Origin of the sequence: Avibacterium volantium, assembly GCF_900635775.1 — a bacterium.
In the GTDB taxonomy this organism is placed as follows: Bacteria; Pseudomonadota; Gammaproteobacteria; order Enterobacterales; family Pasteurellaceae; genus Avibacterium; species Avibacterium volantium.
Map to the genome: position 1 here is coordinate 405,001 of NZ_LR134167.1, position 14,290 is coordinate 419,290.

General features: G+C 43.2%; 11 protein-coding genes and 2 rRNA genes (1 of these 13 cut by a window edge). 5 read left to right on the forward strand and 8 right to left on the reverse strand.

Translation table 11 applies throughout. The features are described from left to right. Together ELZ61_RS01980 and rrf are read left to right on the forward strand one after the other, a co-directional pair. A 23S ribosomal RNA gene (locus tag ELZ61_RS01980) occupies window positions 1-539 on the forward strand (it extends 2,584 nt beyond the left edge of the window). A 134-nt stretch (window positions 540-673) separates the two neighbouring features. Beyond that, window positions 674-789, forward strand: a 5S ribosomal RNA gene (rrf, locus tag ELZ61_RS01985). A 266-nt stretch (window positions 790-1,055) separates the two neighbouring features. Here rrf and ELZ61_RS01990 read toward each other — a convergent pair. Then, window positions 1,056-1,784 (reverse strand): 3-deoxy-D-manno-octulosonic acid kinase, encoded by a 729-nt coding sequence (locus tag ELZ61_RS01990; RefSeq protein ID WP_126371067.1) that lies wholly within the window; start codon window positions 1,782-1,784, stop codon window positions 1,056-1,058. Window positions 1,785-1,877: 93 nt separating this feature from the next. On the opposite strand from ELZ61_RS01990, the gene ELZ61_RS01995 reads away from it, so the two are divergent. Both ELZ61_RS01995 and ELZ61_RS02000 read left to right on the forward strand, forming a co-directional pair. After that, on the forward strand, window positions 1,878-2,924 hold the full coding sequence (locus ELZ61_RS01995) for a glycosyltransferase family 9 protein (RefSeq protein WP_126371069.1): 1,047 nt from the start codon (window positions 1,878-1,880) through the stop codon (window positions 2,922-2,924). 157 nt (window positions 2,925-3,081) lie between these two features. Continuing rightward, the gene (locus ELZ61_RS02000) at window positions 3,082-4,920 is read left to right on the forward strand and encodes an ABC transporter ATP-binding protein (RefSeq protein WP_126371071.1); all 1,839 of its coding nucleotides are present in this window, start codon (window positions 3,082-3,084) and stop codon (window positions 4,918-4,920) included. 57 nt (window positions 4,921-4,977) lie between these two features. Here ELZ61_RS02000 and fucP read toward each other — a convergent pair whose 3' ends face one another. The 7 genes from fucP to deoC form a co-directional block, all read right to left on the reverse strand. After that, entirely contained in the window at window positions 4,978-6,264 is a 1,287-nt protein-coding gene (fucP, locus tag ELZ61_RS02005) for an L-fucose:H+ symporter permease (protein ID WP_126371073.1), read from the reverse strand. Between the two features lie 108 nt (window positions 6,265-6,372). Then, on the reverse strand, window positions 6,373-7,020 hold the full coding sequence (gene fucA / locus ELZ61_RS02010) for an L-fuculose-phosphate aldolase (RefSeq protein ID WP_126371075.1): 648 nt from the start codon (window positions 7,018-7,020) through the stop codon (window positions 6,373-6,375). Between the two features lie 26 nt (window positions 7,021-7,046). After that, window positions 7,047-7,514, reverse strand: a complete 468-nt coding sequence (fucU, locus tag ELZ61_RS02015; RefSeq protein WP_126371077.1) for an L-fucose mutarotase — start codon at window positions 7,512-7,514, stop codon at window positions 7,047-7,049. After that, window positions 7,508-8,971 carry an L-fuculokinase gene (gene fucK, locus ELZ61_RS02020; protein ID WP_126371078.1) on the reverse strand — a complete coding sequence of 488 codons (1,464 nt, stop codon included), beginning with the start codon at window positions 8,969-8,971 and terminating at the stop codon, window positions 7,508-7,510. The genes fucU and fucK overlap by 7 nt, the downstream gene beginning before the upstream one ends. 63 nt (window positions 8,972-9,034) lie before the next feature. Continuing rightward, window positions 9,035-10,801 carry an L-fucose isomerase gene (gene fucI, locus ELZ61_RS02025; protein WP_126371080.1) on the reverse strand — a complete coding sequence of 589 codons (1,767 nt, stop codon included), beginning with the start codon at window positions 10,799-10,801 and terminating at the stop codon, window positions 9,035-9,037. Window positions 10,802-11,131: 330 nt separating this feature from the next. Next, window positions 11,132-11,881: a DeoR/GlpR family DNA-binding transcription regulator gene (locus tag ELZ61_RS02030; RefSeq protein WP_103853483.1), complete on the reverse strand. Its 750-nt coding sequence runs from the start codon at window positions 11,879-11,881 to the stop codon at window positions 11,132-11,134. Between the two features lie 42 nt (window positions 11,882-11,923). Beyond that, entirely contained in the window at window positions 11,924-12,613 is a 690-nt protein-coding gene (gene deoC, locus ELZ61_RS02035) for a deoxyribose-phosphate aldolase (protein WP_126371082.1), read from the reverse strand. A 136-nt stretch (window positions 12,614-12,749) separates the two neighbouring features. Between deoC and rfaD the strand changes: the two genes are divergently transcribed. Next, a complete protein-coding gene (rfaD, locus tag ELZ61_RS02040; protein ID WP_126371084.1) occupies window positions 12,750-13,673 on the forward strand; it encodes an ADP-glyceromanno-heptose 6-epimerase in 924 nt (307 codons plus the stop codon). The last annotated feature ends 617 nt before the right edge of the window (window positions 13,674-14,290 follow it).

The window sequence follows — 14,290 nt, forward strand, 5'->3', positions numbered from 1 at the left end:
GTCGAGCAGGTGCGAAAGCAGGTCATAGTGATCCGGTGGTTCTGAATGGAAGGGCCATCGCTCAACGGATAAAAGGTACTCCGGGGATAACAGGCTGATACCGCCCAAGAGTTCATATCGACGGCGGTGTTTGGCACCTCGATGTCGGCTCATCACATCCTGGGGCTGAAGTAGGTCCCAAGGGTATGGCTGTTCGCCATTTAAAGTGGTACGCGAGCTGGGTTTAGAACGTCGTGAGACAGTTCGGTCCCTATCTGCCGTGGGCGTTGGAGAATTGAGAGGGGCTGCTCCTAGTACGAGAGGACCGGAGTGGACGCATCACTGGTGTACCAGTTGTCTCGCCAGAGGCACAGCTGGGTAGCTAAATGCGGAAGAGATAAGTGCTGAAAGCATCTAAGCACGAAACTTGCCTTAAGATGAGTTCTCCCAGTCTATAAGACTGTAAGGGTTGTTGGAGACTACGACGTAGATAGGCTGGGTGTGTAAGCGGTGTGAGCTGTTGAGCTAACCAGTACTAATTGCCCGAGAGGCTTAACTATACAACGCTCAAGGGTTTTGGCTTGTTTTTGATTGGAAAGAAAGAGTAAGAATAAAGACACTTAGTCGGATAATGGCATAGAAATAAGAGAAGTTATCGACTAAGAGAAATAAAGTAAAGAATCTAAAGAATTATCTTGGCGGCGCTAGTGCAGTGGACCCACCTAAATCCATGCCGAACTTAGAAGTGAAACGCTGTAACGCCGATGGTAGTGTGGGGAATCCCCATGTGAGAGTAGGACACCGCCAGGTTTTGAATGAGAGAAGAACGCCATTGAGGAAACTCCGTGGCGTTTTTTTATTTGTTTTATTTTATATCTCCTATTTTGGGTTTTAATTACACCGCACTTTGGTTTTATGTTTTTCCAGTACAAGCTGATAACTGGCTGGCTTGAAATTAATTTTTGAAAAGTTAAAGTAAAATCTCTATTTTTCTTAATAAGAAGAAAAAGATTTTATCAGAGCGATTTCGTTATTTTTTAGCAGTCGTGTCTTTATAGATTGATATAACGATTACATTATCCCTTATACCCATTCAAAACCTCATTCCAATCCTGTTCTGTAAATTTTATTGCTAGCTTATTTACTTCTTTACTAAAAGAGCGGTGTAATCTGGCGAGATTTTGGGCTTTCCAGTTATTGCCTGATTTTTCGGTGCATTTGTCAAAATCAATCAGCCAGTATTTTTGTTCTGGTGTGGCGAAATGTTGGACTAAAATATTATGGGCGTTAAGGTCGGTGTGGCAGATTTGTCGGTCATGTAATTGGCGGATTAAGCGGCCGATTTGCTGCCAATTTTCAGCGGATAAAGAATGGTGTTGTAAAAGTGCGGTGAGATCTTGCGCATTTTCGATTTTTTCACTCAGTAAATCTGCTTGATAGCAAATGCCCGCTTTACCTTTAATCACTCTTGCTCCAATGGGTTTTGGCACGGGGAGTCCGTCTTGATGTAATTTATTTAACAAATGAAATTCGGCGAAACTGCGCGTGTGCTGAAGATCGTGGAACCAATAACGATCTTTATTCAACTTACCAAATAAACCACCGCGATAATAATGGCGCAAGGCACAATTTACACCAAAAAGATCCGCACTTTGCACAAACCAAGTTGTCCCCCGCCCTTTGGCTGAACCAAGAATACGCTGCTGTTGCTGCCAAAATTGCGGATCAAAATAAGCGCTGGGATCAACAGGTTGTGTTTCCAGATTAAAAATAAAATATTGGTTTTGCTGTTGCAGTTCAAGCATATTGGGCAGATTTCTTATAGAATAGATCAATGAAAATATTCTACTGAAAATAAAAAAGAATGCTACATTAAGCAGAAAAAGTAAGGTAAATCTATGGCACTTTTTTCCACGCCCCCTAAATCTATTTGTATTTTACGCCTTTCCGCGATTGGTGATGTGTGTAATGCGCTGTCAGCGGTACAACAAATTCAGCGTTATTGGAAAGATACTCAAATCACTTGGATTGTGGGCAAAACCGAAATGCAGTTATTGCAAAATGTGAAAGGGATTCGCTTTATTCCGTATGACAAAAAAACCGGCTGGAAAGGCATTTTAGCTTTGTGGAAAACCTTGCGTGGCGAGCATTTTGATGTGCTATTAAATATGCAAACGGCTTTGCGTGCCTCAATGATTTCCTTAGGCATCAAAGCCACTTATAAAGTGGGTTTTAGCAAAAACCGTGCGCGAGAAGGGCAATGGTTATTTACCAATCGTAAAATTAATGAATCAACTAATCCGCACGTTTTAGCGGGATTTTGGGCATTCGTGGAATGTTTAGGCTTGCCCGTGGAAGCCCCAAAATGGGATTTAGCCATTGGTGAAAAAGAAATTTCCGCCGTTCGGCAATTTATTGATCCGACAAGAAAAAATCTGCTCATTTCCCCTTGTTCAAGCAAATCAGAAAAAGATTGGTTGGCTGAACGCTATGCAGAAATTGCCAATATCGCCCATCGTCAAAATATTAATGTGATTTTATGTGGCTCGCCTGCGCCAAGAGAGCAAGCAATGATCGAAAAAATCATCGCATTGTGTGATTTTCAGCCTGTGAATGCGAGCGGCAAAACCTCATTATTGGAATTAAGTGCTTTAATCGGAATGGCGGATTTACTGCTCGCTCCCGACAGCGGCCCTGCGCATATTGCCACCGCTCAAGGCACACCTGTGCTCGGTTTGTATGCCTATCATAATCCGCTACGCACAGGCCCTTATAACAATTTGCCCGAAGTGGTTTCCGTGTATGAACAAAATGCCCTGCAAGAATTTGGCAAGCCTTCTAGCCAATTACCTTGGGCAACCAAATTGAAAGGCAAAGATTTAATGGTACAAATTTCTGTGGCAGACGTATCAGAGAAAATGCGCCAGATGGGCTTTATTCAATAAAACTGTTAAAAAATAGCCAAGCATTCGCTATAATACGCCGATTTTTGTGTTCGCGAATCGACAAAAATAAAGTGCGGTGGAAAATTCTGTAATTTTTCACCGCACTTATCCTTTTATTTTACCTTGCGAACCTTTCTTTTTATTTCTAGGAAAAACAATGTTTAACAAAATTTTTGAATGGTTTGAAAGCCGCCTAAACGCCTATCCAGAGCAATCACCGAAAACGCCCGAAAAAGGTTTAATCCGCTTTATTTGGTCGAATATGGAAGGAATGCGTGGCTGGATTTTGCTACTTGCGTTGCTCACCGTGGGAACGGGGGTGATGGAGGCCGTGTTGTTCCAGTTTATGGGGATCGTGGTGGATTGGCTTGGTAAGTACACGCCAGCCACCTTATGGCAAGAAAAAGGCCATTGGCTTTTGGCGATGGCAGCTTTGCTGGTGTTTAGCATATTTTGGTCATTCACGGCGTCTGCGGTGCGTTTGCAAACCTTGCAAGGTGTATTTCCAATGCGCTTGCGTTGGAATTTCCATCGTTTAATGCTGGGACAAAGCCTGAGTTTCTATCAAGATGAATTTGCTGGACGCGTGTCGGCGAAAGTTATGCAAACTGCCCTTGCGGTGCGTGATACCGTGCTGACCATTGCGGATATTATGGTCTATGTCGTGGTGTATTTCATCACCTCAGGCATTGTGCTTGCTGCGTTAGATGCGTGGTTCTTGCTACCTTTTGCCTTGTGGATTGTGGCATTTATCACGATTTTACGCATTATCATTCCTAAATTAGCTAAAACGGCAGAACGCCAAGCAGATGCGCGTTCTTTAATGACGGGGCGAATTACCGATTCTTACGCCAATATCGCCACCGTGAAATTATTTTCCCACGGTTCAAGAGAAGCCAGTTACGCCAAGCGTTCAATGGAAGAATTTATGGTTACCGTACACGCGCAAATGCGTTTGGCGACCTCTCTAGATACCATCACTTACGCCACTAACATCACCTTAACACTCAGCACGGCAATCCTTGGCATTGTGCTATGGAAGCAAGGCAGCGTTGGAGTGGGGGCAATTGCTACCGCCATTGCAATGGCATTACGGGTGAATTTTATTTCCCGTTGGATTATGTGGGAATCCGCACGTTTATTTGAAAACATCGGTACGGTAAATGACGGAATGAACACGCTTACTAAACCCCATACTATTGTGGATAAACCGCAAGCCTTGCCATTAAAAGTGAGCAAAGGGGAAATTCGCTTCAATGATGTCAGTTTCTCTTACGATCCACAAAAACCATTGCTAAACCACTTTAATCTCACCATTAAACCGGGGGAAAAAGTGGGCTTGATCGGTCGTTCAGGGGCGGGGAAATCCACCATTGTAAATTTGCTCTTGCGTTTTTATGAAGCCAATCAGGGTGAGATCACTATTGATGGGCAAAATGTGTGTGATGTTACGCAAGAAAGTTTACGCAGCCAAATTGGCTTAGTGACACAAGATACCTCATTGCTACACCGTTCTGTGCGTGAAAACATCATTTATGGTCGCCCAACTGCCAGTGATGAAGAAATGATCTCCGCCGCACAGCGTGCTGAAGCATCAGAATTTATTCCTTATTTGAGTGATTCAGAAGGCCGAACAGGCTATGATGCTCACGTTGGTGAGCGCGGTGTGAAACTTTCTGGAGGACAACGCCAGCGTATCGCCATTGCCCGCGTAATGCTAAAAGATGCACCAATTCTGTTGTTAGATGAAGCCACTAGTGCGTTAGATTCCGAAGTGGAAGTGGCGATTCAAGAAAGCCTCGATAAAATGATGGAAGGCAAAACCGTGATTGCGATTGCCCACCGCCTTTCTACCATTGCCGCAATGGATCGCTTAATTGTGCTAGATAAAGGCCATATCGTAGAACAAGGCACGCACAACGAATTGCTTGCCCAAAATGGACTTTACGCCAAACTCTGGCACCACCAAAGCGGTGGTTTTTTGAGTGAAGAATAGATAACACTAAATATCAAAGCAAGATTGCCCAACAATCTTGCTTTTTTTGTGTTTATATTATTTCAACACTTTCCAAGCACGATAGCCGTAAATTGCAATAGCGACAAAGCAGATAAGTGGTAGTACGAAAGAAACATTGACTGCTGGCATTCCAAAAATTTCGCCTTGGTCAATAAGAATACCTTGCAATGGTGGCATTAACGCGCCGCCGACAATTGCCATTACTAAACCAGCTGCCCCCAAGGTAGCTTCTTCTTTTAAGCCATAAAGTGCGATGCCGTAAATGGTTGGGAACATTAGAGACATAAAGGCTGAAGTGAGAATTAAGCAATATAAACCGCCCACGCCGTCAATAAAGATAACACCAAGGATACTGAAGAAGCCGCCTAATGCGAAAAGGTATAGCATTAGTTCTGCTTTGAGATATTTCATAATGCTGGTGCTAATAAAGCGACTTACGATAAAAATACCCATTGCGATAATGTTATAGTTTTGTGCTTCTGCTTTGGTGAAGCCCAAACGTTCTGCATATTGAATAATGAAAGTCCAACACATAATTTGCACACCAACATAGAACACTTGCGCAATCACCCCTTCGCGATATTTTGCTTTTGCAATTAAGCGGTTAAAGGCTTCACGGAAAGACAGTTTTGTGCCTTGTTCAATTTTAGTTGCAGGCATTTTGTATAAACCAATCACTAACATAATCACGACCACCACAAGTCCCACTACTAAATAAGGATTGCGGATAATTTCTAAATCGTGAGTACGCACGGCGGCTTTTTCTGCTGTGGATAAGGTGTTGAAAATCAGATTGCCTGCAGCATCACGTTTGTCAGATTCCAAATTCACTAACACGATTTGTGAGGCAACAAACATCCCTGTAATTGAACCAAGCGGATTAAAAGATTGCGCTAAATTCAAACGGCGAGTTGCAGTTTGTGGATCACCCATTGAAAGGATATAAGGATTCGCTGTGGTTTCCAAAAATGCTAAGCCAAAAGTTAAAATGTAAAGCGAGAATAAAAAGAAGGTAAATTGTTCATAGCGTGCCGCAGGATAGAACAAAAATGCGCCCACAGCATAAAGAGCTAAACCCAGTAATACCCCCGATTTATAGTTATAACGGCTAACAAATAATGCGGCAGGAATGGCCATTGTGCCGTAACCACCATAGAAAGCAAATTGCACTAATGCAGCTTCTGAGGCGGGAATTTCCATTACAGTTTGGAATACCGCAACCATTGGATTGGTAATATCATTGGCAAATCCCCATAGCGCAAATAGCGTGGTAATGAGGATAAATGGAACAACAAATTGCTTTTCAAGAATTTTTGCACTCATAATGTTTCTCCTTGTTTGAGAGCAAACTCACCGCGACTTCTCTTTGCGGTTATGAAATGAGTTTGCTTAATCATCAACTTTTTGTGAAGCAACTGCGCGATAAACTCGCTACTCCTCAATGCGTAATCCATAGGATTTGAATTTTTCTAACACCACTGCCATATCTTGTTCTGATAACAATGGGATAGGTTGTTGGGTTGAGAGTAATTGGATATACCATTTCGCTAACACCTCCACTTCCTGTGCTAACCATAAGGCTTTATCTAAATTTTCTTCAGCCGCGATTAAACCGTGGTGAGCAAGTAAAATCGCCTTGCTTTGCTTAATGCCTTCCCCCACATATTGGGCTAATTTTGCTGTGCCGAAGGTGGCATAAGGGACACAAGGAATATGATCCGTGCCACCTACCGCAATCATATAGTGAATGGGTGGAATGGGTTTTTCCAAGATTGACACTGCGGCGCAATAAGTCGCGTGGTTATGCACCACCGCATTCACATCAGGGCGTGCTTGATAAACGGCTAAATGGAAATGCCACTCGCTCGAAGGCAATTTACCTTCTTCGTGCTGCCCTTGATTGCTGACAAACACAATATCTTGTTCTGTCATTTGCTCATAAGGCATTCCTGTTGGGGTAATCAACATTCCATCTTGGTAACGCACACTGATATTGCCCGCAGTGCCTTGATTTAAACCTAATCTTGTCATTTCAAGGCAAGTATCAATAATCTTGCGGGAAAGTTGTTGTCTGTTCATTTTATTCTTCTCCTTACTACAATTTTTTAGGGAAATACTGGGGTTACCCCTTTTTTCAAAATAATATTGCCGTATTTTGCACATTCGCCTGTAACCACCACGGCATAGGCTTGTTTGGCCCGATCGTAAAAATCAAAACGGTCAATACGGGCTAATTTCGGCAAATTTTGCACCGCACTTTGAGTTTGTGCAGATTTCTGTAATGCCGTTTCAATCGCGTTGAGATAACGGGCTTCCACGCTAGGGTCAAGGCTATCCCCTTGCACGGCTTGCATCATAATCAGTGGCGCATCTACATAGCTGTCAAATTCAAATAACGGCGTGATCCCCGTTAATAACGTATCAATGCCAAGGCCATCAGCACGCAAAATACGATGGTGGACTTGGTGTGCGGGGAAATGCGCATCAGCAAGCACAATTTCATCTCCGTGTCCCATTTCAGCAAGCACCTTCAATAATTCAGGGGAAAGGGCTGGGTGAATACCTTTTAACATGATTTGTTCTCCATCAGTTGTTGATAAAGTGCGGTGTGATTTGAAGGGAAAATACGTTGTTTGTTTGGCTTCATTTCGCCTTGCGCTTGTTGTACATTGTCATACACACCAACACCCGCTAGGGTAAACATTGCCGCACCTAACACTGTGCTTTCTGCCACGTCCACAATATCAATAGGTAAATTCAGCACATCAGCACGAATTTGATTCCATAAACGATTTTTAGAACCTCCGCCCACGCAAATTAAGCTCTCTGCTTTGAAATGGCTAACTTGCTGCAGAATATCTAAGCCTGCTTTAAGTTGATAAGCCATATATTCCAACGCCGCACGATAAATTTGCCCACGCGAGCTGTGCATTGAAAGCCCGACAATTTGCCCGAAACCTTGTCCGTTATCCGCAGGATTAAACTTGCCACTAAAGCGAATGCCCTGTGATCCCACGGTTGCTGCTGCACCCTCTGCGATCATTGTTGGGTAATATTCCTCAGTACCTTTTACATCGGCAAAGAAAGTTTTGCCCACCCATTCCATCACGCCAGATCCAATCCATTGCACTGCAGGATTAAAGCAACGAGATAGTGCGTCAAATTCCGTGGTTAAGCCTTGTGGTACAAATTCAATGTGTGGCTCGGCTTTTTCGGTGCGCGCCATTAAAATCTCCCAAGTGCCTGAACTTAGCACCGGTTGATTTAGCCCTGCGCCTGAGCCAAAAACCGCAAATTGGGTATCGTGTCCGCAAGAAATAACCGGAATAGGATTTAACCCTAGCTGCTGACAAAGTGCGGTAGATAACACGCCAATTTTTTCACCTGCATTCACCATTGGTGGAAAATGCGTTTCTTGTAGCCCTAATACATTTAGCACCGCCGTATCCCAAGTTTGGCTTTGCAAATCGGTCATCATTGAGGTACCAGCCATTGTGCGATCGGTGCTAAAAACACCTGTTAAACGTTGGTTAAGCATTGATGAAATGAACACAAATTTATCCATTTTTTGCAAAATTTCAGGTTCATTTTCTTTTAGCCATAACAGTTTAAATAGGGTGTTAAAACTGTATTGCCCAATCCCGTTCCGTTGATAAAGTGCGTTCACATCAAGGTATTGTGCAAGATTTTCCATAATGGAAATAGTGCGTGGACATTGCCAAGAAATAATCGGGTAAAGCTGATTTCCAGCCTTATCGAAAGGTGCGCCATCTACCCCAAAGGTGGTGACGCCAATCCCCACAATATCTTGCAAAGAATGGGATTGTTTGAGCTGAGTTAAGGTTTTTTCGGCACAAATTAACAACTTCTGCCAGATTTCTTCAATATCCCAAATATAAAAATGCGGATACTGCGGATCAGGTTGAGCACGATTTGGCTGATGATGAGAAGCCAAAATCTTGCCCTTTTGATCAATAGCAATAGTGCGTAAATTGGTTGCGCCACAATCAAAAATCAGTGCGATTGCCATAAAACCTCCGAGAGTTCTACTTTAAAAGTGCGGTCAAAAAACACCGCACTTTTCCTTTAGCGATTATTTATAAAGTGGCCCAAAGTTTGCGCAAGCACGGTAATCTTGCCCTTCTTTGTCTTGACCAAAGCCATTCCACGCACTTGGGCGGAAAATATCTTGTTCAGCCACATTGTGCATACATACAGGAATGCGCAACATTGATGCAAGGGTAATAAGATCCGCACCAATATGGCCATAAGTGGCAACGCAGTGATTTGCGCCCCAGTTCGCCATAACAGAATACACATCAGTGAATGCACCTGTGCCTGTTAAGCGCGGTACGAACCAAGTGCAAGGCCAAGTTTCGTTGGTGCGTTTCATTAGGGTGTCGTGAACCTCAGCAGGTAAATCAATTGACCAACCTTCCGCAATTTGTAGTACAGGGCCAATGCCTCGAATAATATTTAAACGGTGCATCGTAAATGGCATTCCGCCTTTAGTGAGATATTGTGATGAGTAACCGCCGCCACGGAAATATTCATACACCGCAGGACACCAACGGGTGTTTTCCACACAGCGTTTGCCATCTTCTTCCGTTACTTCCCAAGCTGGCTTAATGACAGGATTGCCTTTGTCATCTGTATGCTGACCTGTGCCGTCTAAGGCGGCAGAACCGGAGTTAATCAAATGGATAAAACCACTTTCTGGGCGGAAGCCAGTGGCACGTTCCACCGCATCAGGACTCCAATAGGTGCGTACATCGGCAAAGATTTGTGCTTGCCCAGTAAGCTGATTACCAAACAGCATACATACGCCATTGAGGGAGTCATTTTCCGTAGCAAGAATGTAAGGTGGGCGAACACCGTTCCAGTCGTAGGTGGAGTTAAGAATAGCTTCCATAAAATCACCATTTGGCATATGGTCTGTCCAATGACGTTGTCCTTGGAAACCTGCCGCAATCGCGTTATGTCCAAGAGCTTCTTCGCCATAATTGAGCTGCGCTAATTTTTCATTGCCCGCCATCAGATCACGTGTGATGATTGCCATTTTCACCACGTTTTCCCAAAGCTTCGCTTTTTGTTCTGGGCTATCTTGATGATCTGGGTGATTGACATCAACACCTTCTTTGCAATAGGTTTTCACCCATTGAAGTGCCAGTTCCACTTCTTCCTCATCATAAATTTTGCGGTCAAGACGGCGTTTAATTTCGCTCATATCCACATATTCATTGCGCATTCCTAAATATTCTTGGAAGAATTTTTGATCCACGATAGAGCCCGCAATTCCCATAGAAACAGAACCGATAGAAAGATAGGATTTGCCGCGAATGGTTGCCACAGTCAGTGCAGCGCGAGCAAAGCGTAGGAGTTTTTCTTTAACGTCTTCCGGAATACTGGTATCAGAGGCTTCTTGCACTTCTGTGCCATAAATAGAAAAGGCAGGTAAGCCCATTTGTGAATGGCCGGCTAATGCGGCAGCTAAATAAACAGCACCGGGGCGTTCTGTACCATTGAATCCCCAAATGGCTTTGGGCATATGCGGATCCATATCAATGGTTTCTGAACCATAGCACCAGCAAGGGGTGACGGTAATCACTGCGCCTACATTGGCAAGTTTAAATTTTTCTGCACAAGCAGCGGCTTCGGCCACGCCACCAATACAAGTATCTGCGATAACACATTCCACAAATGAACCGTCCGTATGGCGAATATGGCTTTCTAATAAATTGGCAACGGATTTTGCCATATTCATCGTTTGATCTTCGAGCGATTCACGCACGCCCATACGGCGGCCATCAATGGTTGGACGAATACCAATTCTAATTGGGGCTGATTTTAATACTGTCATTGTGTTTTCCCTCTATACTAAGCCGAGCTTTATTCCGCTATGGGTATTGTGTTGAATAAAGTCAGCAAGATTTATTGAAAAAGTACGACTTGGGTAAAAATGAATTGCTTTCATCGCGCATACGGCAAGAATGGAACGGTGGAGCAATATCGTTATGCAATGTGCTGCATCAACTTTATTGTTCAATAAATCAGAAAAAGAGAATAGTTTTTTAGCAAGTTTGTGTGATTTTTGCGGAATAGATCACAAAAAATGACCGTTTATAGCAAAATAAAATGCCCGATTTAACATTTGATTATTAAATCGGGCATTTTTTACTTTAAAGAGCGGTCAAAAAGCGAGATGAATTTCTTGTTCTTTACAATAATTTTGTAAACTTTCATTCGGTGCTTGATCGGTGAATAAAATGTCTAACTGAGAAAGCTCACCTAATTTTATAAGATTTTTACGCTCAAATTTAGAGCTATCCAATAATAAGAATTTCTGCGCAGACGCATCAATTAATTTGCGTTTGATGGACGCATTTAGTTCATTAGACTCCCAAATTGCCCCACTGCTGTCCACCCCAGTACAAGAAAAAACACATAAATCAATATGCAAACGAAGCAAAAGCTGCTCCGAAAGTGGGCCATAAAAAGCGGCATATTTTGCTGAATAAACACCGCCTGTGGCAATGGTTGTAACATTAGGTTTATTAACTAACGCATTGATATTATGCATAGAATTGGTAACAACGGTGCAAGGAATATCAGGAATCAGCTGCGCAAAGTGCCAGCTACTGGAACTCGCATCTAAGCCGATTACCGCACCCTCAAACACATAATCCACCACCTGCTGCGCTATATACTTTTTCGCTTCAGAATTTAAACGTTGTCTTGCTTGAAATGAGCGGCCAATATCCTTTGATTGGCTACTCATTGCACCTCCGTGTACTCGATGTAATAAGCCTTTTTGATTTAATGCTCGCAAATCTCGGCGAATGGTTTCCACCGACACACCAAACTGCTGAGCAAGCTCATTAACATTCACTTTCCCTACTGAATTGACAAGCTGTAAAATTTGCGACGTTCTTGTTGGCATTATTCCTCCAAACGGTCAAAACAGTCATTCGGGCATTATAAATTAATACCCATTCCCCTGCGCATTCGTTCCTTTCACAATAGCAACGCCAGCGCTTACGCCTAGACGGGTTGCGCCAGCATTGAGCATTGCTAGTGCGGTGGCGGTGTCGCGGATGCCGCCTGAGGCTTTTACTTCCACCTTGTCGCCGACGGTTTGCTTCATCAATGCAACGTCTTCAACCGTTGCGCCGCCGGTGCTAAAACCTGTGGAAGTTTTAACAAATGCCACCTTGAGCGCTTTGCAGATTTCGCAAGCCTTGACGATTTCTTCTTTGGTTAGTAGGCAGGTTTCTAAAATCACTTTTAAGGTTTTGCCTTGGCAAGCCGCAAGCACGGTGGCAATATCTTGTTCCACCGCTTGCCATTGATGGGCTTTGGCAAGGCCAATGTTGATCACCATATCAATTTCATCAGCCCCCGCATTAATGGCTTGCTCCGCTTCAAAGGCTTTCACTTGGCTTAAATTTGCCCCTAAGGGAAAGCCAACAACGGTGCAAATTTTCACCGCACTTTTCTCTTTGCCATTTTGTGTGAGTGCCTGCTTAGCCAGTGGAATATAGGCGGAGTTTATGCACACGGAACAAAATTGGTGTTCAATCGCTTCTTGGCATAAGTTAAGAATATCTTGTGGGGTTTTATCTGCGCCAAGGGCGGTGTGGTCAATGTATTTGGCAATATCTTGTGGTTGCATTGTTTGTCCTTAATCTTGTCTGGATTTGTGCTATATCATAACCTAAAAGCGGTGGTGAGCGCGAAATTTCTTTAGCCCTTATGCGTAAAATCCTTTAGAATAAACAGCAATATTGAAATCAAATGAGGATTGAAAAATGATTATTGTAACTGGCGGCGCAGGCTTTATTGGCAGTAACATCGTAAAAGCGTTAAACGAGATTGGACGCACAGATATTTTAGTGGTGGACGATTTAAAAGACGGCACAAAATTCGTCAATTTAGTGGATTTGGATATTGCGGATTATTGCGATAAAGACGACTTTATTGCCTCCATTATGGCAGGCGATGATTTAGGCGAGATTGATGTGATCTTCCACGAGGGGGCGTGTTCCGCCACCACGGAATGGGACGGTAAATTTGTAATGGAAAACAATTATGAATATTCCAAAGAGTTATTACATTATTGTTTAGATCGCCAAATTCCTTTCTATTACGCCTCCAGCGCTGCCACCTACGGCGACAGCGATACCTTTGTAGAAGCGCGTGAGTTTGAAAAACCGTTGAACGTGTATGGCTACTCAAAATTCTTGTTCGATGAATATGTGCGTAAAATTTTACCTGAGGCACAATCGCCCGTCTGCGGTTTCAAATATTTCAATGTGTATGGGCCAAGAGAGCAGCACAAAGGTAGTATGGCGAGCGTGGCATTCCACCTCAACAATCAAATTTTGAAAGGGGAAAACCCAAAACTGTTCGCAGGTAGCGAGCATTTCTTGCGTGATTTCGTTTATGTCGGCGATGTGGCAGCGGTAAATATCTGGTGCTGGCAACAGGGCATTTCGGGCATTTACAACTGCGGAACGGGCAAAGCGGAAAGTTTTGAAGCCGTGGCTCAAGCTGTCCTAAAATTCCACGGCAAAGGGCAAATTGAAACGATCCCCTTCCCAGAACATTTAAAAAGCCGTTACCAAGAATACACCCAAGCGGATTTAACCAAACTGCGCGCCACGGGCTATGACAAGCCATTTAAAAGCGTTGCCGAAGGTGTCAGCGAATATATGGCGTGGTTGAATAAATAACATAACTACGCAATTAAATCAGATGTAGGGGCGAACCTATGTGTTCGCCCAAAATAACAGGATTAGTCGTAAAAATTAGCAAAATTTTCACCGCACTTTTATTTTTAGCCAAATAAGTGTGGTGGGAAAAGCATGATTTTGATTGGGCGGACACATAGGTCCGCCCCTACGATATGAAATTATTTCGTGATTAAACAAATAATTTTGACTATTTTTGTAGATAAATATAGCAAATTGTAGGGGCGAACCTGCGTGTTTGCCCAAAATAACAGGATTAGTCGTAAAAAATTAGCAAAATTTCCACCGCACTTTTATTTTTAGCCAAATAAGTGTGGGGAAAAGCGTAATTTTTGATTGGGCGGACACATAGGTCCGCCCCTACGATATGAAATTATTTCGTGATTAAACAAATAATTTTGACCATTTTTGCAGATAAACATAGCAAATTGTAGGGGCGAACCTATGTGTTCGCCCGAAATAACAGGATTAGTCGTAAAAATTAGCAAAAACTTCACCGTACTTTTCTTTTTAGCTAAATATAAGTGCGGTTGGAAATTGGCGATTTTTGAGTGAGTGAGCGAACATAGCGTTCCCCCGACAATTGATATAATTCACAC

Coding starts and splice junctions, on each gene's coding strand:
- fucI (WP_126371080.1), bottom strand. CDS start 10,801: ATGACAGTATTAAAATCAGCCCCAATTAGAATTGGTATTCGTCCAACC.
- fucK (WP_126371078.1), bottom strand. CDS start 8,971: ATGGCAATCGCACTGATTTTTGATTGTGGCGCAACCAATTTACGCACT.
- ELZ61_RS01995 (WP_126371069.1), top strand. CDS start 1,878: ATGGCACTTTTTTCCACGCCCCCTAAATCTATTTGTATTTTACGCCTT.
- fucU (WP_126371077.1), bottom strand. CDS start 7,514: ATGTTAAAAGGTATTCACCCAGCCCTTTCCCCTGAATTATTGAAGGTG.
- ELZ61_RS01990 (WP_126371067.1), bottom strand. CDS start 1,784: ATGCTTGAACTGCAACAGCAAAACCAATATTTTATTTTTAATCTGGAA.
- ELZ61_RS02000 (WP_126371071.1), top strand. CDS start 3,082: ATGTTTAACAAAATTTTTGAATGGTTTGAAAGCCGCCTAAACGCCTAT.
- ELZ61_RS02030 (WP_103853483.1), bottom strand. CDS start 11,881: ATGCCAACAAGAACGTCGCAAATTTTACAGCTTGTCAATTCAGTAGGG.
- rfaD (WP_126371084.1), top strand. CDS start 12,750: ATGATTATTGTAACTGGCGGCGCAGGCTTTATTGGCAGTAACATCGTA.
- fucA (WP_126371075.1), bottom strand. CDS start 7,020: ATGAACAGACAACAACTTTCCCGCAAGATTATTGATACTTGCCTTGAA.
- fucP (WP_126371073.1), bottom strand. CDS start 6,264: ATGAGTGCAAAAATTCTTGAAAAGCAATTTGTTGTTCCATTTATCCTC.
- deoC (WP_126371082.1), bottom strand. CDS start 12,613: ATGCAACCACAAGATATTGCCAAATACATTGACCACACCGCCCTTGGC.